The organism is Bradyrhizobium sp. Kon10 (assembly GCF_055807395.1).
On record NZ_JBVVOZ010000003.1, the window covers coordinates 163,038 to 181,675 of the forward strand.

General features: G+C 64.2%; 18 protein-coding genes, 1 pseudogene and 1 riboswitch. Of the genes and pseudogenes, 15 read left to right on the forward strand and 4 right to left on the reverse strand.

Annotated elements, in window-relative coordinates; genetic code table 11:
- Positions 1 to 68 precede the first annotated feature (68 nt).
- From AC0L2O_RS06100 to AC0L2O_RS06120, 5 genes are all read left to right on the forward strand, one after another.
- On the forward strand, positions 69 to 1,208 hold the full coding sequence (locus tag AC0L2O_RS06100) for an ABC transporter ATP-binding protein (RefSeq protein WP_473369061.1): 1,140 nt from the start codon (positions 69 to 71) through the stop codon (positions 1,206 to 1,208).
- Between the two features lie 66 nt (positions 1,209 to 1,274).
- Positions 1,275 to 2,333, forward strand: a complete 1,059-nt coding sequence (locus AC0L2O_RS06105; protein WP_473369062.1) for an ABC transporter substrate-binding protein — start codon at positions 1,275 to 1,277, stop codon at positions 2,331 to 2,333.
- Between the two features lie 251 nt (positions 2,334 to 2,584).
- Positions 2,585 to 3,847, forward strand: coding sequence for an ABC transporter permease (locus AC0L2O_RS06110; protein WP_473369063.1), 1,263 nt, complete (start codon positions 2,585 to 2,587; stop codon positions 3,845 to 3,847).
- Positions 3,844 to 4,674, forward strand: a complete 831-nt coding sequence (locus tag AC0L2O_RS06115; protein ID WP_473369064.1) for an ABC transporter permease — start codon at positions 3,844 to 3,846, stop codon at positions 4,672 to 4,674. Before AC0L2O_RS06110 ends, AC0L2O_RS06115 begins: the two co-directional genes overlap by 4 nt.
- Before the next feature lie 152 nt (positions 4,675 to 4,826).
- Positions 4,827 to 6,035, forward strand: coding sequence for an ABC transporter substrate-binding protein (locus AC0L2O_RS06120; protein WP_473369065.1), 1,209 nt, complete (start codon positions 4,827 to 4,829; stop codon positions 6,033 to 6,035).
- 85 nt (positions 6,036 to 6,120) lie between these two features.
- On the opposite strand, the gene AC0L2O_RS06125 is transcribed toward AC0L2O_RS06120, so the two are convergent.
- Together AC0L2O_RS06125 and AC0L2O_RS06130 are read right to left on the reverse strand one after the other, a co-directional pair.
- Positions 6,121 to 6,669, reverse strand: coding sequence for a PRC-barrel domain-containing protein (locus tag AC0L2O_RS06125; protein ID WP_409192276.1), 549 nt, complete (start codon positions 6,667 to 6,669; stop codon positions 6,121 to 6,123).
- A 234-nt stretch (positions 6,670 to 6,903) separates the two neighbouring features.
- A complete protein-coding gene (locus AC0L2O_RS06130) occupies positions 6,904 to 7,491 on the reverse strand; it encodes a hypothetical protein (RefSeq protein WP_473369066.1) in 588 nt (195 codons plus the stop codon).
- Positions 7,492 to 7,672: 181 nt separating this feature from the next.
- Here AC0L2O_RS06130 and AC0L2O_RS06135 point away from each other — a divergent pair, with 181 nt between their 5' ends.
- Both AC0L2O_RS06135 and AC0L2O_RS06140 read left to right on the forward strand, forming a co-directional pair.
- Positions 7,673 to 8,413 carry a response regulator gene (locus AC0L2O_RS06135; RefSeq protein WP_473369067.1) on the forward strand — a complete coding sequence of 247 codons (741 nt, stop codon included), beginning with the start codon at positions 7,673 to 7,675 and terminating at the stop codon, positions 8,411 to 8,413.
- A 14-nt stretch (positions 8,414 to 8,427) separates the two neighbouring features.
- Positions 8,428 to 9,756 carry an ATP-binding protein gene (locus AC0L2O_RS06140; protein ID WP_473369068.1) on the forward strand — a complete coding sequence of 443 codons (1,329 nt, stop codon included), beginning with the start codon at positions 8,428 to 8,430 and terminating at the stop codon, positions 9,754 to 9,756.
- A gap of 2 nt (positions 9,757 to 9,758) precedes the next feature.
- Here the strand turns inward: AC0L2O_RS06140 and AC0L2O_RS06145 are convergent, their stop codons facing one another.
- Entirely contained in the window at positions 9,759 to 9,974 is a 216-nt protein-coding gene (locus tag AC0L2O_RS06145; protein ID WP_369721687.1) for a hypothetical protein, read from the reverse strand.
- A 237-nt stretch (positions 9,975 to 10,211) separates the two neighbouring features.
- On the opposite strand from AC0L2O_RS06145, the gene AC0L2O_RS06150 reads away from it, so the two are divergent.
- The 8 genes and pseudogenes from AC0L2O_RS06150 to AC0L2O_RS06185 all read left to right on the forward strand — a co-directional run bounded on the left by AC0L2O_RS06150 (position 10,212) and on the right by AC0L2O_RS06185 (position 17,611).
- Complete coding sequence (locus tag AC0L2O_RS06150) at positions 10,212 to 10,742, forward strand: transglycosylase SLT domain-containing protein (protein WP_473369069.1); 531 nt, start codon at positions 10,212 to 10,214, stop codon at positions 10,740 to 10,742.
- 133 nt (positions 10,743 to 10,875) lie between these two features.
- Positions 10,876 to 11,004: riboswitch (TPP riboswitch) on the forward strand.
- A complete protein-coding gene (locus AC0L2O_RS06155; protein WP_473369070.1) occupies positions 10,992 to 12,017 on the forward strand; it encodes an FAD-dependent oxidoreductase in 1,026 nt (341 codons plus the stop codon). It overlaps the preceding riboswitch by 13 nt.
- A 7-nt stretch (positions 12,018 to 12,024) precedes the next feature.
- A complete protein-coding gene (gene thiS, locus AC0L2O_RS06160) occupies positions 12,025 to 12,222 on the forward strand; it encodes a sulfur carrier protein ThiS (protein WP_473369071.1) in 198 nt (65 codons plus the stop codon).
- A 361-nt stretch (positions 12,223 to 12,583) separates the two neighbouring features.
- Complete coding sequence (locus tag AC0L2O_RS06165) at positions 12,584 to 13,366, forward strand: thiazole synthase (protein ID WP_473369072.1); 783 nt, start codon at positions 12,584 to 12,586, stop codon at positions 13,364 to 13,366.
- Positions 13,353 to 13,979: a thiamine phosphate synthase gene (locus AC0L2O_RS06170; protein WP_473369073.1), complete on the forward strand. Its 627-nt coding sequence runs from the start codon at positions 13,353 to 13,355 to the stop codon at positions 13,977 to 13,979. The genes AC0L2O_RS06165 and AC0L2O_RS06170 overlap by 14 nt, the downstream gene beginning before the upstream one ends.
- A 181-nt stretch (positions 13,980 to 14,160) precedes the next feature.
- Positions 14,161 to 16,059: a phosphomethylpyrimidine synthase ThiC gene (gene thiC, locus AC0L2O_RS06175; RefSeq protein WP_473369074.1), complete on the forward strand. Its 1,899-nt coding sequence runs from the start codon at positions 14,161 to 14,163 to the stop codon at positions 16,057 to 16,059.
- Between the two features lie 160 nt (positions 16,060 to 16,219).
- Positions 16,220 to 16,966 (forward strand): annotated as a pseudogene (locus AC0L2O_RS06180) (UvrD-helicase domain-containing protein); the annotation flags it as partial.
- Positions 16,967 to 17,107: 141 nt separating this feature from the next.
- Positions 17,108 to 17,611 carry a mismatch-specific DNA-glycosylase gene (locus AC0L2O_RS06185; RefSeq protein ID WP_473369259.1) on the forward strand — a complete coding sequence of 168 codons (504 nt, stop codon included), beginning with the start codon at positions 17,108 to 17,110 and terminating at the stop codon, positions 17,609 to 17,611.
- Positions 17,612 to 17,924: 313 nt separating this feature from the next.
- On the opposite strand, the gene AC0L2O_RS06190 is transcribed toward AC0L2O_RS06185, so the two are convergent.
- Entirely contained in the window at positions 17,925 to 18,362 is a 438-nt protein-coding gene (locus tag AC0L2O_RS06190) for a VOC family protein (protein WP_473369075.1), read from the reverse strand.
- Positions 18,363 to 18,638 lie beyond the last annotated feature (276 nt).

Sequence of the window (18,638 nt, forward strand, 5' to 3'; positions counted from 1 at the left end):
GGATGCTAAGCTGTTCCAGCCTCGGACGAGGTGACTGACAGCAATGTGGCTGACAACGCGAGGACGACATGGAAGCCGGCATGGTTACGCCTGCGCCGGCGCTGGTGCGCTTTTCCGGCATTCAGAAGACCTACGATGGCGAGCACCTCGTGGTGAAGAACCTCGATCTCGACATCAGGAAGGGCGAGTTCATCACCCTGCTCGGCCCGTCGGGCTCGGGCAAGACGACGACGCTGATGATGCTGGCTGGTTTCGAGGTTCCGACCCATGGCGAGATCTACCTCGCTGACCGGTCGATCAAGAACATGCCGCCGCACAAGCGCGACATCGGCATGGTGTTCCAGAACTACGCGTTGTTTCCGCATCTGACGATCGCGGAGAATATCGCCTTCCCGCTCTCCGTTCGCAACGTCAGCAAGGCGGAAGCGCAGGAGCGCGTCAACGCGGCGTTGCGCATGATCAAGATGGAAACCATGGCGCAGCGGCGGCCCGGGCAGCTGTCCGGCGGTCAGCAGCAACGCGTGGCGCTGGCCCGCGCGCTGGTTTTCAACCCGCAGCTCGTGCTGATGGACGAGCCCCTGGGCGCGCTGGACAAGCGCCTGCGGGAGCAGATGCAACTGGAGATCAAGCAACTGCACGAGACCATGGGCATCACCGTCGTCTACGTCACCCACGATCAGAGTGAAGCCCTCACCATGTCGGACCGCATCGCCGTGTTCAACGACGGCATCGTGCAGCAGATCGACCGGCCCGACGCGCTGTATGAGCATCCGGTGAACAGCTTCGTCGCTCACTTCATCGGCGAGAACAATGTGCTGGCCGGCACCGTCGAGACGGTCGACAAGGACTATTGTCGCGTCGCGCTGGCCAGCGGCGGCATCGTGACCGCACGGGCGGTCAACGTATCAGGCGCGGGCGCATCGACTTCCCTGTCGGTGCGGCCCGAGCGGATCTCCATTGTCCTGGACGGCACCTCCAGCGAGGGACCCAACCGTCTGCCCGCCAGGGTGCAGAACACCATCTATCTCGGTGACCACGCGCTGGCGGTGCTCGATGTCGCCGGCAACGGGGAGTTCATGGTCAAGCTTCAGCCCGACGCACATGACGGCCTGAGACCTGGAAGCGTAACACCTGGACGCCTGACACCTGGCGAAAGCGTGTTCATCACCTTCCGCCCCGAGGACTGCCTGGCCCTCGATCCCGTCTGATCTCAACCCAAGCGAACCTGCATCGACCAACCTCAACGCAATGCATATGAAGAAGGAACAAGGACCATGCTGAAGCACAAGATTGGCAAGATTGCCCTGGGTTTCGCCGCAGCGCTCACTGCCAGCGCCGCGCTGGCGACAGCCGCGCAGGCGCGTGATCTCACAGTCGTGTCGTGGGGTGGCGCCTATCAGGATGCGCAGAAGAAGGTCTATTTCGAGCCGTTCAAGAAGGCGACCGGCACGCCCATGAACGATGAGTCCTGGGACGGCGGCGTCGGCGTGCTGCGCGCCAAGGTGCAGGGTGGCGCCGCCACCTGGGACCTCGTCCAGGTCGAAAGCGACGAGCTGGCGGTCGGCTGCGAGGAAGGCCTGTTCGAAAAGCTGGATTATTCCAAGATCGGCGGCGAGGCCGCCTATATCCCGCCGTCGGTCAACCCCTGCGGCGTCGGCGCCATCCTCTATGATTTCGTGCTCGGCTACGACAAGGATAAGCTGAAGGACGCGCCCAAGGGCTGGGCGGACTTCTTCGACACCAAGAAGATTCCGGGCAAGCGCGCCCTGCGTCAGGGCCCGAAGACCACGCTCGAGATCGCCCTCATGGCCGACGGCGTCCCGCCGAAGGACGTCTACAAGGTACTCGCGACCGACGAAGGCGTCGACCGCGCGTTCAAGAAGCTCGACACCATCAAGGGCGACCTCGTCTGGTGGAAGGCCGGCGCCCAGCCGCCGCAATTGCTCGCCTCCGGCGAGGTGGCGATGACCTCGGTCTACAACGGCCGCATCGACACCGCGAACAAGAACGAGAAGAAGAATTTCGGCATGGTGTGGGACGGTGCGCTGTTCACGCTCGACAGCTGGGTCATCCTGAAGGGCAGCCCGAACAAGGACGCGGCCTACAAATTCCTGGACTTCGCAGGGAAGGCGGAGAACCAGGCCAAGCTGTCGGAGAACATCGCCTACGGCACCTCGAACAAGGACGCCGCCGCTCTGATCCCGCCGGCCGTCCTGAAGGATCTGCCGACCGCGCCTGACAACATCAAGAACGCGGTCGAGATCAACGTGGCCTTCTGGCTCGAGAACATCGACCGCCTGACCGAGCGCTTCAACAAATGGGCCGCGAAATAGCGCGGCCGAACCGGCGTGCGGCGCACATCGACAGCAGTTTCGTCGCGGCCATCCTTCGAGACGCCCGCCTTAGGCGGGCTCCTCAGGATGAGGACGGAGCGTGCGGCGGCGAGTTCGGAGAGCCTCATCCTGAGGAGACCGCGAAGCGGTCGTCTCGAAGGACGAGGCGCTTGCTCAGGTCGCTCCGAAAGGCCACACGCCATTGCCACAGCCAAAATCGCGAGAGATGTCCGGTCACGATGGGGGTCCCGATGACGGCAGCCGCCTTATCCGGCGCCGATGCCAAGGCCGAGATGCCGCTCAAGCTCCGCCTGAAGCGGGCGGAGCGAGCGCGCCAGGTCAAGGCATTGGCGCTGGTGCTGCCGCTTCTGCTGTTTCTGCTCTTCACCTTCGCAGGTCCGATCGCCGGCATGCTGTGGCGCGCGGTCGATGACAGGGAGGTGCGTCAGGCTCTGCCGCAAACAATAGCGGCTCTCGCAAGCTGGGATGGCAAGGACCTGCCGGACGAAAAGGCCTACGCGGCGCTGGCAAGCGACATCCTGGCGGCGCGCGCCTCCGGCACCATTGCCATCGCGGCCAAGCGGCTCAACTACGCGCAGAACGGCTTCCGCACCATCCTGACCAGCACGGCGCGCAATCTGAAGGCGGTGCCGGAGCCCGGCACGGCCAAGGAAACGCTGGGCAAGATCAACCCGGCCTGGCACGAGCGCAGCACTTGGACGACGATCAAAGACGCCGGCGGTCCCGTCACCGGCTTTTATCTTCTGGCGGCACTCGACCTGACGCGAAACGCGGACGGCGCGATCATCGCAGCCCCGCCGGATCAGGCCATCTACCGCGACGTTTTCGCCCGCACCTTCCTCATCAGCCTCAGTGTCACGGTACTCTGCCTGATCCTCGGCTTCCCGGTCGCCTATCTCCTGGCGACGCTGCCGCCGGGCCCGTCGAACCTGCTGATGATCTTCGTGCTGCTGCCGTTCTGGACCTCGCTTCTGGTCCGCACCTGCGCCTGGATCGTGCTGTTGCAGAGCAACGGTGTGGTCAATGACAGCCTGCACTGGCTTGGCATCATCGACGAGCCGTTGCGCCTGATCTACAATCGCTTCGGCGTCTGCGTGGCCATGACCCACGTCCTGCTGCCGTTCATGATCCTGCCGTTGTACAGCAGCATGAAGGCGATTTCCCCTGCTTACATGCGTGCCGCCGCCTCGCTGGGCGCGCCGCCGCTCACCGCCTTCCTGCGGATCTACCTGCCGCAAACCTTGCCCGGTATCGGCGCGGGAGGCCTGCTCGTCTTCATCCTGGCGCTCGGCTACTACATCACACCGGCACTCGTCGGCGGCGCCGCCGATCAGATGATCAGCTATTTCATCGCGCTTTACACAACCGAGACCGCCAACTGGGGTCTGGCTTCGGCGCTCGGTGCCGTGCTGCTACTCGCTACCATTCTGCTCGCTCTCGTCTACGGCAAGCTGGTGCAGGGACAGCAGGTCACGGGAGGAATGAAGAATTGAGCGATCATGTCTCCCTCCGCACGCCCAGCCAGCGCATCGCGTGGACCGCGACCATCGTTGTCTCCACGCTGGTGTTCATCTTCCTGATCGCGCCGATCCTGGCGATCATGCCGCTGTCGTTCAGCTCGGGCTCCTATCTCACCTATCCGCTGCCCGGCCTTTCCCTGCGCTGGTACGACGACTTCATCAATTCGCCGCGTTGGATGAATTCGTTGAAGAACAGCATGATCATCGGCGTCGCCTCGACCATGCTGTCCATGGTGCTTGGCACGCTGGCCGCGCTGGGGCTGGCGCAGTGGAAGAGCCGCTTCAAGCCGCTGGTGCTGGCTTTCGTGCTCTCGCCGGTCGTCGTGCCCGGCGTCATCACCGCGGTCGGTCTCTATTTCTTCTTCGCGCCGATCGGGTTGACCGGCAGCTATCTCGGCTTGATCCTGGCCCACACCGCGCTGGCGACGCCCTTTGTGGTGATCACAGTCGGCGCGACGCTGCAAAGCTTCGACACCAATCTGGCACGCGCCGCCGCCTCGCTCGGCGCCTCGCCGCTCTACGCGTTCCGCCGCGTGATCCTGCCGCTGATCCTGCCCGGCCTCGCATCAGGCGCGCTGTTCGCCTTCGCGACCAGCTTCGATGAGGTGGTGATCGTGCTGTTCATGGCAGGGCCCGAGCAGCGCACCCTGCCGCGCGAAATGTTCAGCGGCATCCGCGAGAACATCAGCCCGACGATCACGGCAGCCGCGGTGATTCTGACGACGGTCTCCGTCATCCTGCTCGCCACCCTCGAAGGCTTGCGCCGCCGCAACGAACGGCTCAAAGGCAGCAGCGTGTGAGCGGCGGCGGGGTCGTGCCCGCGAATTCCTCGTGGCGGGATTAGTCGCGAAACACCCTCACTTGCGCTCGCCTGACGTTGCGGCGAGCCGCGATTGCGGCTAGAGGGCCCTTGCAACAACATCCCATACAACAATCCCAAGGGAGAACAACAATGCACAAACTATGGGCCGCCGTCGTGGCCAGCTTCGCCATCGCCGCATCCTGCGGCGCAGCGCAGGCGCAGATTTCCGACGACGTCGTCAAGATCGGCGTGCTCACGGACATGTCGAGCCTCTATGCCGATGCGACCGGCAAGGGATCGCTTGCCGCAGTGGAGATGGCGGTCGCCGATTACGGCGCCAAGGTCGCCGGCAAGCCGGTTCAGGTGGTCGCGGCCGATCACCAGAACAAGCCCGATGTCGGCGTCAACATCGCCCGCAACTGGTACGACAACGAGAAGGTCGACGCGATCTTCGACGTGCCGACATCGTCGGTGGCGCTGCCGATCTCGGCCCTGACGCGCGAGAAGAACAAGATCAACATCAATTCCGGCGGCGGCTCCTCCGATATCACCGGCGTGGCCTGCTCGCCCAACACGGTGCACTGGACCTACGACACCTATGCGCTGTCGAACGTCGCCGGCAAGGCGATGGTGAAGCGCGGCGAGGACACCTGGTTCTTCATCACGGCCGACTACGCCTTCGGCCAGGCGCTGCAGCGCGACGCCGCCAATGTCGTCAAGGAGAGCGGTGGCAAGGTGCTGGGCGAGGTCCGTCACCCGCTCAACTCCTCGGACTTCTCCTCCTTCCTGCTTCAGGCGCAGGCTTCGAAGGCCAAAGTCGTCGCGCTGGCGAACGCCGGCGGCGACACCACCAACGCCTTGAAGCAGGCCGCGGAGTTCGGCCTGACCCAAGGCGGCCAGAAGATGATCGCCCTGCTGATGGAGATCACCGACGTTCACTCGCTCGGGGTCAAGGCGACGCAAGGCCTGATCATCACCGACGCGTTTTACTGGGACACGAACGACGAGACGCGGGCCTTCTCGAAACGCTTCAACGACAAGGTCGGTCACATGCCGACCATGATCCAGGCCGGCCTCTACTCGGCGACGATGCATTATCTGAAGGCGATCGACGCCATCAAGACCGACGAGGCGCCGAAGGTGATGGAGCAGATGCGCGCCACGCCGATCAACGACTTCTTCGCCAAGAACGGCAAGATCCGCATCGACGGCCGCATGGTCCACGACATGTCGCTGTATGAGGTGAAGAAGCCGGAAGAGTCCAAGGGCGAGTGGGATCTCTACAAGCTGATCGCCACCGTCCCCGGCGACGAAGCCTTCCGCCCGCTCGACAAGGGCGGCTGCCCGCTGGTGAAGTAAAGCCTGCTGACAGCAGAAAAAAGAACACGACAGCGCGCCCGGTGAAAACCGGGCGCGCTTCGTTTATGCCGTCACGTGACCCGCATTACTCCGAGTACTTGAACTCCGGCATTTTCTTCAGCTCGTCCTTGCTCGCATTGAACACGGCGTGGTCCGGATACCATTTCGACGAGGACGTCGTCGTGGTCGCGGTCTTGTCGGTGCCGGTCGCAGCGCCTGTGGTCGTGGTGGTGGAAGCGGGCCGGTTGGCAGCCGTATTGGTGGCAGCATTGTTGTTGGCGCCGGTGCCATTATAGGCCACCGCCTGGTTGACGAATTTGAGCTTGTCATAGGGAATAGCGACAAGGTGCTCGCCCATGCCGAGGAAGCCGCCGACGCCGATCACGGCGATCTTGATGCTACCGCTCTTGTCCATCAAGAGATCGTTGATTGAGCCAATGTTCTCGTTGGCGTCATTGTAGACCTTCAACCCGGCCATTTTTGACGCACGCCAGTCGCCCGAGGCGGAGGTGGTGCTCGTCGTCGCGGTGTTCGCGGCGGACTTGTCGGTGGTGGCGGACGGGTTTTGTGCAAACGCGACGGTCGCAAGCAGTGCTGTGCCGGCGAGACCGGCGGCGATCGATTTCATCAACATGTTGTCCTCTCCTTCAGAAACCTTGTGCGGAGAGAACGGTCCCGATCAGTTGCAGTTCCGAAGCTGCGGCAATTTCGTCGCGCGATGATGGCGCTGCATTGCAACGAGAGTTCCAGTCGGCTGCGAAACGTTGTCCCGCAGGAACGTTCGCCCTGCACGGTTCCTCGCCGACGATGATGCGCCCTGGGCGACGCATCATCGCGGCGAAGGACGTGCGGACCTGCTTCGCCCAGGTCAGCTCTTGTAGTCGATCAAGAGCGCTGAAAAATCCGAGCTGCTCGACGCGCTCGCCGTGCTGCCATTCGCGCCGTAAGACGAACTTGACGAGGACTGCGACTGCTGCAGTGCCTGGAGGAACTGCTCGAGGATCTTGGCCGTGGTGGAAACGGTCGAGCTGCTGTCCGTCGAATCCGCGGACGACGAATCCGAAGACGCGCTGTCGTCCGACGGCGGCGGACCGGGCGGCGGGCCGCCCGCACCACCGGGGCCGCCGGCGCCGCCTGGACCTTTGGCGAACGCCGACTGAAACACGCCCTTCAGCTCGGTGGCCTGGTCGGAGCTCAGGGTCCCGTTCGACACCTCATTGGCGATGAGGTCGTCGATCTTCGACTTCACGTCGTGCCTGGACGATTTGGTGCCGCTCGACTGATCGCTGGAGCGGCTCTGCTGGAGCGCCGTGTCGATGTCGGTCAGGGCCGTCGAGAGCGCGGACTGGTCCGAGGAGGAGACCGTGCCGGCGGAAACTTCGGATTGCAGCTCCTGCTGCAATTTTTGCAGTGGCGACTGGTAGCTGCTGGGCGAGGCCGCCGAAATTGAGGTCATGATGGCTCCGTGGGGTTGTGCGGGGTTTCGTAGCGGACCACACGACGCTATGGTTAACGCGCTTAACGAGACCTTGCCGTCCCACTTCGCACTATTTGCGGGGTGTTGCGGGCCGAGGTCCAGCAACAATCCGAAACAAAAATCTTCGCCTTTTGGCCCGAATCTTGGACAAACAAAGCTCATGGCCATTTCCTCCCCCAACATCCTGGTCGTCGAAGACGATCGCGAAACCCGGACGCTGATTGCGAAGTACCTGCGCAACAATTCCTGCAACGTCACCGCAGTGAGCGACGGCCGCGAGATGTCGCGCGCCATCGCCGATCACCGCGTCGATCTCATCATCCTTGACGTGATGCTGCCCGGCGAAGATGGGCTCAGCCTGTGCCGCAAGGTGCGCTCGGGGGCGCAAACGCCGATCATCATGCTGACCGCGCGCGGCGAGGACGTCGACCGCATCGTCGGCCTCGAGATGGGCGCGGACGATTATCTGCCGAAGCCATTCAACCCGCGCGAGCTGCTCGCCCGTATCAACGCGGTGCTGCGCCGCCAGGCCTCGGCGCAAGCCGCAAGCGCGATCGAAGGCGCCGCCACGCTGGCCTTCGAGGGCTGGCGCATCGACCTGCGGCTGCGCGAGCTGCGCAATCCGCAAGGCGCGCGGGTCGCGGTGACCAGCGCCGAATTCGATCTGCTCAGGACGTTCTGCGAACGGCCCGGCCGCGTGCTGTCGCGCGACAGCCTGCTCGACCTCACGCAGGGCCGCAACACCGGCTCGTTCGAACGCTCCATCGACGTGCTGGTCAGCCGCATCCGCCGCAAGATCGAGCCCAATCCGCAGGATCCGTCCATGATCAAGACGGTGCGCTCCGGCGGCTATCTGTTCACACCCAGAACGGAAGCGGTCGCGGCGCCCCTGAGCAGCTGACGAGGCGTGCGCGCATGAAGCCGCTCGGGTTCTTCCACCTCAAGGGTATCGGCGGGCAGATTGCCGCGCTGGTGCTGGCGTCGACCGTCGCGCTGCATCTCGTCGTCACCACCGCCTTCCTGATCAGCCGGCCGGATCGCCCGGACACCGCGCCTGACGGCGCGCCGCAATTGGCCGATGCCGCGCTGCTGCTCGGCGCTGCAAGCGAGAGCGAGCGGCCGCGTCTGCTCGACGATCTCGCGCGCGCGTTCCCGAAGCTCAACATCGAGACGCACGCGCCCGGCACGGTGAGCGTCGCCGCGGAGAGCGAGGGCCAGCATCTGCACGGGATGCGCCGTCATCTCGGCCGCGGCTACAGGGTGGTGCAGCTTGCGTCCGCCGACGGCGGCCCGCACCGCATCGGCGTGGAATTACCCGACGGCACCGTGATCGCGGGCCAGGTCGGCAACGGCTCGCGCCCGTGGTTCTGGGGCGCGCCGTGGCTGACGGCGCTGATGTCCGCTTTCATCTGCGTCAGCGTGCTCGGCCTGTGGGCCGCGCGGGCGCTGGCGGCGCCGCTGTCGTCCTTCGCCACGGCCGCCGAGAATTTCAGCCTCGACGGCGCCGCCGATCCGCTGCCGGAACGCGGCCCGGAAGAGATCCGCTCGGTCGCGCGCGCGCTCAACCGCATGCATGAACGGATCGCGGGGCTGATGTCGGATCGCACCAGGATGCTGGCGGCGATCAGCCACGATCTGCGCACGCCCATCACGCGGCTGCGCCTGCGCGCCGAGTTCATCGAGGACGAAGGCAACCGCAAGCGCATGCTGATCGATCTCGACCAGATGCGCTCGATGCTGGAATCCGTGCTGTCGCTGTTGCGCAACGATCGCAAGATCGAAGCCGTGACGCTGGTCGACATCGCAAGCTCGCTGCAGCTCGTCGCCGACCAGTTCGGCGACATGGGCCATGTCGTGCACTATGACGGCCCGCTGTCGGCGACCGCCGCCGCGCGTCCCGACGATCTGCACCGCGGCATCACCAACCTCGTCGAGAACGCGGTGCGCTTCGGCGCCGAGGTGACGATCCGCCTCGCTATCGCGGGCACCAAACTGATCATCGACGTCGAGGACGACGGCCCCGGCATTTCCGACGCGCGCAAGCAGGCGATGCTGGAGCCGTTCGTGCGCGGCGACGATGCCCGTACCATGGACGAGTCCACCGGCTTCGGCCTCGGCCTGTCGATCGCGCGCGCGATCGCGATCGCGCATGGCGGCGAGCTGTCGCTCCACGACCGCGCGCCGCACGGTCTCATCGTGCGGATGCAATTGCCGGTATCGCAGCAGCCGCGGCTGGCGGCGTAATCTTAAGCCGCGAGCGGCGGGTGCACGATGGGAACCTCGTCAAAAATCGCCACCGCCTCGAAGCGATATCCGCAGGCGCGGCAATTCCAGAGATAGGAAATGCGCCCCTCGCCCGGCTCGATCCAGTCGGGCTGTGCGATCGGTGTGCCGCATTGGGCACAGGGGTTCTGCCTGGGAATGTCGCCGGTGCGTGCTGTGGCCATGCTGGTTTTTGTCATGGCACCTCTCCCGATTTTGCGGTGTTTTCTTACTCGCTTTCGCGCTCGCGCGCGAATGGACAGGCGTGCTGCCGCGAGCGGGGTTCGTTCGCCCAACGGGACCGGTACGCCAACATTGAGACGTAACCGCGGCTCGGCACCGCAAAATCCTCACGAGCGGCGTCTCGCCACATCATCGCCGTGTTCCCCGGGCCTAACGGCAGCCGGGCGCAGGTCACCCAGGACCCGGGATTTCTGATGAAAATTTTACGCATTGCCGCGCTGCTCGCGGCTGGACTGACGTTGCCGCAGGCCGCATTCGCGGGCCAAGCCGAATATGCCGAGATGGTCGCCGCCCATGCGCGCGCCAACGGCGTGCCGGAGGCGCTGGTGCATCGGGTCATCATGCGCGAGAGCCGCTATCAGCCCGGCCTCGTCGGCCATGGCGGCACCATCGGGCTGATGCAGATCAAGCTCGCGACGGCCCGCGGCCTCGGCTACACCGGCGATGCCGCCGGACTGCGCGACCCCGACACCAATCTCACCTACGCGGTCAAATACCTCGCCGGCGCCTATCACGCTGCCAATGGCGACCACGCCCGGGCCGTGCGTTATTTCGCGGGCGGTTATTACTACGCCGCAAAGCGGCAGCGCCAGGAGATGGTGCAGCAGGCGAGCTTCGAACCCCAGCTGGAGCCGAACGGCAACCCGCAGCCGATGTTCGGCGCAGCCCCGCATCGCAAGCTGGCGCAGCAGCTCCGCAACGCCCGGGCGCAGGTTCCGCGCTAACCGTCGTTCCGGGGCGATGCGTGAGCATCGAACCCGGAATCTCGAGATTCCGGGCTCGGTCCTGCGGACCGCCCCGGAATGACAAGGTCTGCGGCTAACGCGTTGACCACCCCGTCCCACTGGCCTACATTAGAGCCGTTCCGAGGGGTGCTCCGAGGAGGAGCTGAGATACCGCTAAATGGGCAAAGGAGCCTAGGACCGCGGTGACCCTTTGAACCTGATCCGGGTCATGCCGGCGAAGGGACAGGGATGTTGCAGACGACCAAACGACCGGATTCCCCGGTATCCATCATCGGCGCAGGCATCGCCGGAGCCTGGCAGGCGCTGCTGTTCGCGCAGGCCGGCCATTGCGTGACGCTGCACGAGCGCGGCGACGCCGCCATGACCGATGCCACCAGCCATTGGGCCGGCGGCATGCTCGCGCCCTATTGCGAGGCGGAAGTCTCCGAACCCATCATCTCCAGGCTCGGCCTGCGCTCGCTCGACATCTGGCGGCGCGAATTGCCGGACACCCCGTTCAACGGCTCCCTCGTGGTCGCCCACCCGCGCGAGCGCAACGATTTCGAGCGCTTTGCCCGCATGACAGAGGGCCACCGCCGGCTCGATGCCGCGGCTTTGGCGCAGCTCGAGCCGTCGCTGGAGGGCCGCTTCCGCGATGCGCTGTTCTTCCCGACTGAAGGCCATGTCGAGCCGCGCCGCGTGCTGCCGAAACTGCACGAGCGCATCAAAGCTGCCGGCGGCACCATCAAGTTCGACAGCGACGTCACGGCGGCCGATCTCGCGAATCTCAATCCTAAAAACCTCGTGATCGACTGCCGCGGCCTCGGCGCGCGCGACGAGCAACCGCAGCTGCGCGGCGTCAAGGGCGAGATGATTTTGATCGAGACCGACGAGGTGCAGCTGGCGCGCCCGGTGCGGCTGATCCACCCGCGCTGGCCGCTCTACGTGATTCCGCGCGCAGACAATCTGTTCATGCTGGGCGCGACCTCGATCGAGGCCGAGGACACCGGCGTCAGCGTGCGCTCGGCGCTGGAGCTCCTGGGTGCGGCCTATGCCGTGCATCCCGCTTTCGGCGAGGCGCGCATCGTCGAGTTCGGCTCCGGCCTTCGCCCCGCCTACCCTGATAATTTGCCGCGCATCGGCGTTCGCGGCGACAGCATCGCCGTCAACGGCCTCTACCGCCACGGCTTCCTGATCGCGCCGGCGCTCGCCGAGCTGACGCTTGCCTATGTCGAGCGCGGCCAGATCGACAATGAGGTGATGCAATGCGGGTGATCGTGCAATGCGTTTGATCATCAACGGCGAGCAGCGCGAGGTCAATTCCGCCAGCGTCGACGCGCTGCTGAGCGAGCTCGACTACGAAGGCACCCATTTCGCCATCGCGCTCAACTACGACGTGGTGCCGAAAAGCCGCTGGGCCGAGACGCATCTCAAGGCCGGCGACGAAATCGAGATCATCACCCCGCGGCAGGGAGGGTGAGGATGATCGCACACTCTTTCCCCTCGTCGTCCTGGCCTAGTGCGCAAGTTGCGCACGGGGGGCCGGGACCCATAACCACAAATCTTCATTGTGGTGAAAGGTCTCTGCCAAAGTGCCCCAAGAGAAATCACGCAGTATGGGTCCCGGCCTTCGCCGGGACGACGGCCTTGTTGTTCGTGCCGTCACCACACACTCCGCTGTCATCGCCCGGCTTGACCGGGCGATCCAGTACGCCGCGGCTTCTCGGCTCTAGCCGCGCGGCCGCGGCGTGCTGGATCCCCGCCGGAGCCTGTCATCGGGCTCGCCGAAGGCGAGACCCGGTGGCGGGGATGACAGTGTCAATCACGGAGACACCTCCCACATGGTGACCTTCTACAGCAAATCCTTCCCCTCCCGCCTCCTGATCGGCAGCGCGCTGTATCCCTCGCCTGCGATCATGCAAGGCGCGATCCGGGCCTCCGGCGCCAACATCGTCACGGTGTCGCTGCGCCGCGAATCCGCCGGCGGCAAGACCGGCGATGCGTTCTGGAACCTGATCCGCGAGCTCGACGTCACCGTGCTGCCGAACACCGCCGGCTGCCGCAGCGTGCGCGAGGCGGTGACCACGGCCAAGCTCGCGCGCGAATTGTTCGCGACCTCCTGGATCAAGCTGGAAGTGATCGCCGACAACGACACGCTGCAGCCCGACGTGGTCGGCCTGGTCGAAGCAGCAAGCCTCCTGATCAAGGACGGTTTTGAAGTGTTCCCCTATTGCACCGAGGATCTTTCGGTCGCCAACCGCCTGGTCGATGCCGGCTGCAAGGTGGTGATGCCGTGGGCGGCCCCGATCGGCAGCGCCAAGGGCATCACCAACCGGGATGCGCTCAAGCTGATGCGCGAGCGGCTGCCCGATATCACGCTGGTGGTCGACGCCGGCATCGGCGCGCCCTCGCACGCGGCCGAAGCCCTCGAGCTCGGCTATGACGCCGTGCTGCTCAACACCGCGATCGCGAAAGCCGCCGATCCTATCGCCATGGCCAACGCCTTCCGCCTCGGGATCGAGGCCGGCCGCACCGCATACGAAGCCGGGCTGATGAACGCCCGCGATTTCGCCTCTCCTTCCACCCCTGTCGTTGGGACCCCGTTCTGGCATGCCGTATCCTGATCGCAACGCGTATCCTGATCGATTTTATCCCGTCGTCGACAGCCTCGCCTGGGTCGAGCGCCTGAGCAAGCTCGGCGTCGGCACGATCCAGCTGCGCGCAAAGGACCTCAACGACGCCGAGGCGCTGCAGATCGTCACCGACGCGCTGGAGATCACCAAGGGCACGCCGGCAAAACTCGTGGTGAACGACTATTGGCGCGCGGCGATCGTCGCCGGCGCAAAGTACCTGCATCTCGGCCAGGAGGATCTCGCCGACGCCGACCTCAAGGCCATCCGCGACGCCGGCCTGTCGCTCGGCATCTCCACCCATGACGACACCGAGCTTGAGACGGCGCTCGCAGCCCGGCCCGACTACGTCGCGCTCGGCCCGATCTTTTTCACCACGCTCAAGTCGATGCGCTTCGAGCCGCAGGGCGTCCCGAAGATCACGCAATGGAAGAGCCGCATCGGCCCCATCCCGCTGGTCGCGATCGGCGGCATCAAATTCGAGCACGCCGCGGAGATCTTCGCCGCGGGCGCGGATTCCATCGCCGTCGTCAGCGATGTGACGCAAAACGCCGATCCGGATGCGCGGGTGCGGCAATGGCTCGGCCTATCCGCGGAGGCCGCGTGATGCACGCTATCGCCACACACTCCGCCGTCATCGCCCGGCTTGACCGGGCGATCCAGTACGCCGCGGCCTCTCCGTATCTCACGACAGCCTCTGGAATACTGGATCCCCGCCTTCGCGGGGATGACAGCGGAATTTGTCTCTCGCGCAGCGACGCCAACGAACTGAATTAAGGAGGATCCCCATGAACATCCGCTCCAATCCCGACAAGACCATCCCCGCCGTCACCACCGGCCCGCTGCCCTCCTCGCGAAAGATCTTCGCGTCCCCTGACGCCGCGCCCGATTTGCGCGTGCCGTTGCGCGAGATCATGCTGTCCGAAGGCGCGGGCGAGCCGAACCTGCCGGTGTACGACACCTCCGGCCCCTACACCGACCCGTCCGTCACCATCGACGTCAACGCAGGGCTCGCGCGCAACCGCAAATCATGGGTGCTGGAGCGCGGCGGCGTCGAGGAATATGCGGGCCGCCAGATCAAGCCGGAGGACAATGGCAGCCTCTCCACCGACAAGGCCGCGCGTGCCTTCTCGGCCTATCACCAGCCGCTGCGCGGCCTCGACGGCCACAAGATCACTCAGCTCGAATTCGCCCGCGCCGGCATCATCACCAAGGAGATGATCTACGTCGCCGAGCGCGAAAACCTCGGCCGCAAGCAGCAGCTCGAGCGCGCGGAAGCAGCGCTTGCCGACGGCGAAAGCTTTGGCGCTTCCGTGCCGGCCTTCATCACCCCGGAATTCGTGCGCTCCGAGATCGCGCGCGGCCGCGCCATCATCCCCTGCAACATCAACCACTCAGAACTCGAGCCGATGATCATCGGCCGCAACTTCCTCACGAAAATCAACGCCAATATCGGCAACTCGGCGGTGACGTCGTCGGTCGAGGAAGAGGTCGAGAAGATGGTGTGGGCGATCCGCTGGGGCGCCGACACCGTGATGGACCTCTCCACCGGCCGCAACATCCACACCACCCGCGAATGGATCTTGCGCAACGCGCCGGTGCCGATCGGCACCGTTCCGATCTATCAGGCGCTGGAGAAGTGCAACGGCGATCCGGTGCAGCTGACCTGGGAGCTCTACAAGGACACCTTGATCGAGCAGTGCGAGCAGGGCGTCGACTATTTCACCATTCACGCCGGCGTGCGCCTGCAATACATCCACCTCACCGCCAACCGCGTCACCGGCATCGTCAGCCGCGGCGGCTCGATCATGGCCAAGTGGTGCCTGGCGCACCACAAGGAGAGCTTCCTCTATACCCATTTCGACGAGATCTGCGACCTCATGCGCAAATATGACGTCTCGTTCTCGCTCGGCGACGGCCTGCGCCCGGGCTCGATTGCGGATGCCAACGACCGCGCCCAGTTTGCCGAGCTGGAGACACTCGGCGAGCTCACCAAGATCGCGTGGGACAAGGGCTGCCAGGTCATGATTGAAGGCCCCGGCCACGTGCCGATGCACAAGATCAAGATCAACATGGACAAGCAGCTCAAGGAGTGCGGCGAAGCGCCGTTCTACACCCTCGGGCCCCTGACCACCGACATCGCGCCGGGCTACGACCACATCACCTCGGGCATTGGTGCCGCCATGATCGGCTGGTTCGGCTGCGCCATGCTCTGCTACGTCACGCCGAAGGAGCATCTGGGTCTCCCCGACCGCAACGACGTCAAGGTCGGCGTCATCACCTACAAGATCGCCGCGCACGCGTCCGATCTCGCCAAGGGCCATCCGGCAGCCCAACTGCGCGACGATGCGCTGTCCCGCGCGCGGTTCGACTTCCGCTGGAGCGACCAGTTCAACCTCGGCCTCGACCCCGACACCGCGAAGAACTTCCACGACGAGACCCTGCCCAAGGAAGCCCACAAGGTCGCCCATTTCTGCTCGATGTGCGGCCCGAAGTTCTGCTCGATGAAGATCACCCAGGACGTCCGGGATTATGCGGCAACGCTGAACGATCCGGCGGCGGTCGGCATGTCGATGAGCGGCACGGCTGAGGACGGCATGGCCAGGATGAGCGCGAAGTTCAAGGAGATGGGCTCAAGCGTTTATCTGGATGCGGAGAAGGTGAAGGAGAGTAATCGGGTGTTGTGAGGGCAACCTAATTCTGTCAGCGTGGGCTTCGGCCCGGTCGCATTTGAGGGGGCGAAGCAAGGCTTCGCCCCCTTATACGTTTGGCGCATTTACAAGTAACTACCTGTAGTAGAGCTTTACCCGCCTTCTCATTTTGTTCAGTCATTCCACGAGAATTTATATGCCTTGGTCCGATGGGCTCGTCGCCGGAACCCCCGCGCACAGCATTGCCTCATCTGCGAATGCTCGCATTCGGGTTGTCGCTGGACCGGGCACCGGAAAATCATTCGCAATGAAGCGTCGCGTCGCCCGCCTCCTAGAGGCAGGGGTCGATCCGACTACTATACTTCCTGTAACGTTCACTCGCGTAGCTGCGGAGGACCTACATCGCGAGCTAGTCGGAATGAATGTTCCTGGATGTGATGAGTTGAACGGGGTCACTCTTCACAGCCTTTCGCTGAAGATTCTGATGAGGAATCACGTCTTGCAGGCGACTGGCCGAACTGCCCGCCCGCTTAATGAATTTGAAATCGCCCCGCTTGTCAGCGACTTGATGCAGGCCCATGGCGGCAAAAGAGGCGTCGAGCGTCTTAGAATGGCGTACGAGGCCGCATGGGCCCGACTGCAACACGAACAACCTGGGTATGTCCAGTCTCCGGCGGACGCGGCCTTTACAACCGACCTCCGGTCTTGGCTGCTGTTTCATGAGGCGATGTTGATCGGGGAGGTAATTCCTCAACTTTACGAGTATTTGAGGTCAAATCCCGCAGCCCCCGAGCGCACTGAGTTCAATCACATTCTAGTCGATGAATTCCAAGATCTGAACAAGGCGGAACAAGGCGTTCTTCATTTGCTATCGAACAACGCGGACGTTTGTATCGTCGGTGACGACGATCAATCGATATACAGTTTCAAACACGCTCACCCAGAAGGCATCCGAGATTGGATTACAATTAACGCAAACGCGGACGACCTCCAGCTAAGCGAATGTCGCCGATGTCCCACAACCGTGGTGCACATGGCAAATAGCCTTAAGCGCGGACACATTGGTGACTTTCAGCCTATCGAGATGCCCCTCCACCGCCTCCCCGACCAGCTCCGCCCCGACCTCCGCCTCGTCTTCGTCGGCACCGCCGCCAGCACCCGCTCGGCCGAGCTCGGGCACTATTACGCCCATCCCGGCAACCGCTTCTGGGGCGCGATCCATGAAGCCGGGATCACGCCGCGGCGTTATCAGCCGGGCGAGTTCGCCGCGCTGATCGAGCTCGGGATCGGATTCACCGATCTCTCCAAGTCCGGCGCCGGGATGGATCACCAGATCGCGGCGGAGACGATCGACGTGGCGGGGTTCAGGGCCAAAATCGAAAAGTATCGGCCGAGGACGATTGCGTTCACGAGCAAGAAGGCTGCGAGCTTGTTTTACGGCAGGCCGTCAGCTGCGATTTCGCTGGAGCGGCAACCGCGCGATGCGAGCTTGCCGGAGATATTCGTGCTGCCATCGCCGTCGGGTGCTGCGTCCGGCCATTGGACGATCGAGCCGTGGCGGGAGCTTGCGAAGTGGATCGCGTCGTAGTGTGAGTTAACGATAGCGCGCCCAGTCGTCGTCCCGGCGAAGGCCGGGACCCATAGCCCCAGGCAGCGGTTTGGCGAAGACTCATCGTTCCGTACTTCTACCGGCCGCAACCGATACATCACGCGGTATGGTCCTGGCTTTCGCCAGGACGACACCGAGGAATTGACTCGCGGTCTCACTCAAATACGCAGTTTCGTAGGGTGGGCAAAGGCGCTCTTGCGCCGTGCCCACCATCTCGCCGCGAAACCGGAAGGACGGTGGGCACGGCGCGCGAAGGGCGCGCCTTTGCCCACCCTACGGCACCGTCGGCCACTCATCCCGCATACGCCCGATCCAACTCCGCAATCACGATCTTCCTCATCCCCATCATCGCCTGCATGACACGGTTCGCCCTGGTGCGGTCCGCGTCGCCGAGATAGCGGCCGAGCGCTGATGGGATCACCTGCCAGGACAGGCCGAACTTGTCCTTGAGCCAGCCGCATTTGGATTCCGCGCCGCCGTCGGCGGTCAGCGCTTTCCAAAAATAATCCACCTCGACTTGCGTCTCCACGCTGATGAAGAACGACACCGCCTCGTTGAAGCGGTACATCGGCCCGCCATTGAGCGCGTTGAAGCGCTGGCCTTCGAGTTCGAACACCGCCATGAAATCGCTGACGCTCTCCACCTTGGCATTGGGAAACACCGATTTGTAGAAGGCGACGGCTTCGGGGACGTTGTTGTCGAACCAGAGAAACGGCGTGATGGAGGTCATGGGCGGATATCCCGGGATGTGAAACGAGACGCGCCCGACACGAGCGGCCGCTCGAAGGACGAACGGGCGAGCGGCGATCCGACAGAGGGGGTCGCATTTTTCGCAAGGATCGGCCCATTCGGTGAGACCCACCCGGATTGTCGCGCAGACCAGGCTCCAGATCGCCCCCAATCGCCCGCTGATCGAACGACCCCGCGCACCAAGGTCATCGCTGTTGCAAGCCCGGCGCGGGAGCGATAACAACTTTGGGTGGAACAGCCGGGCGCAACCGGCATG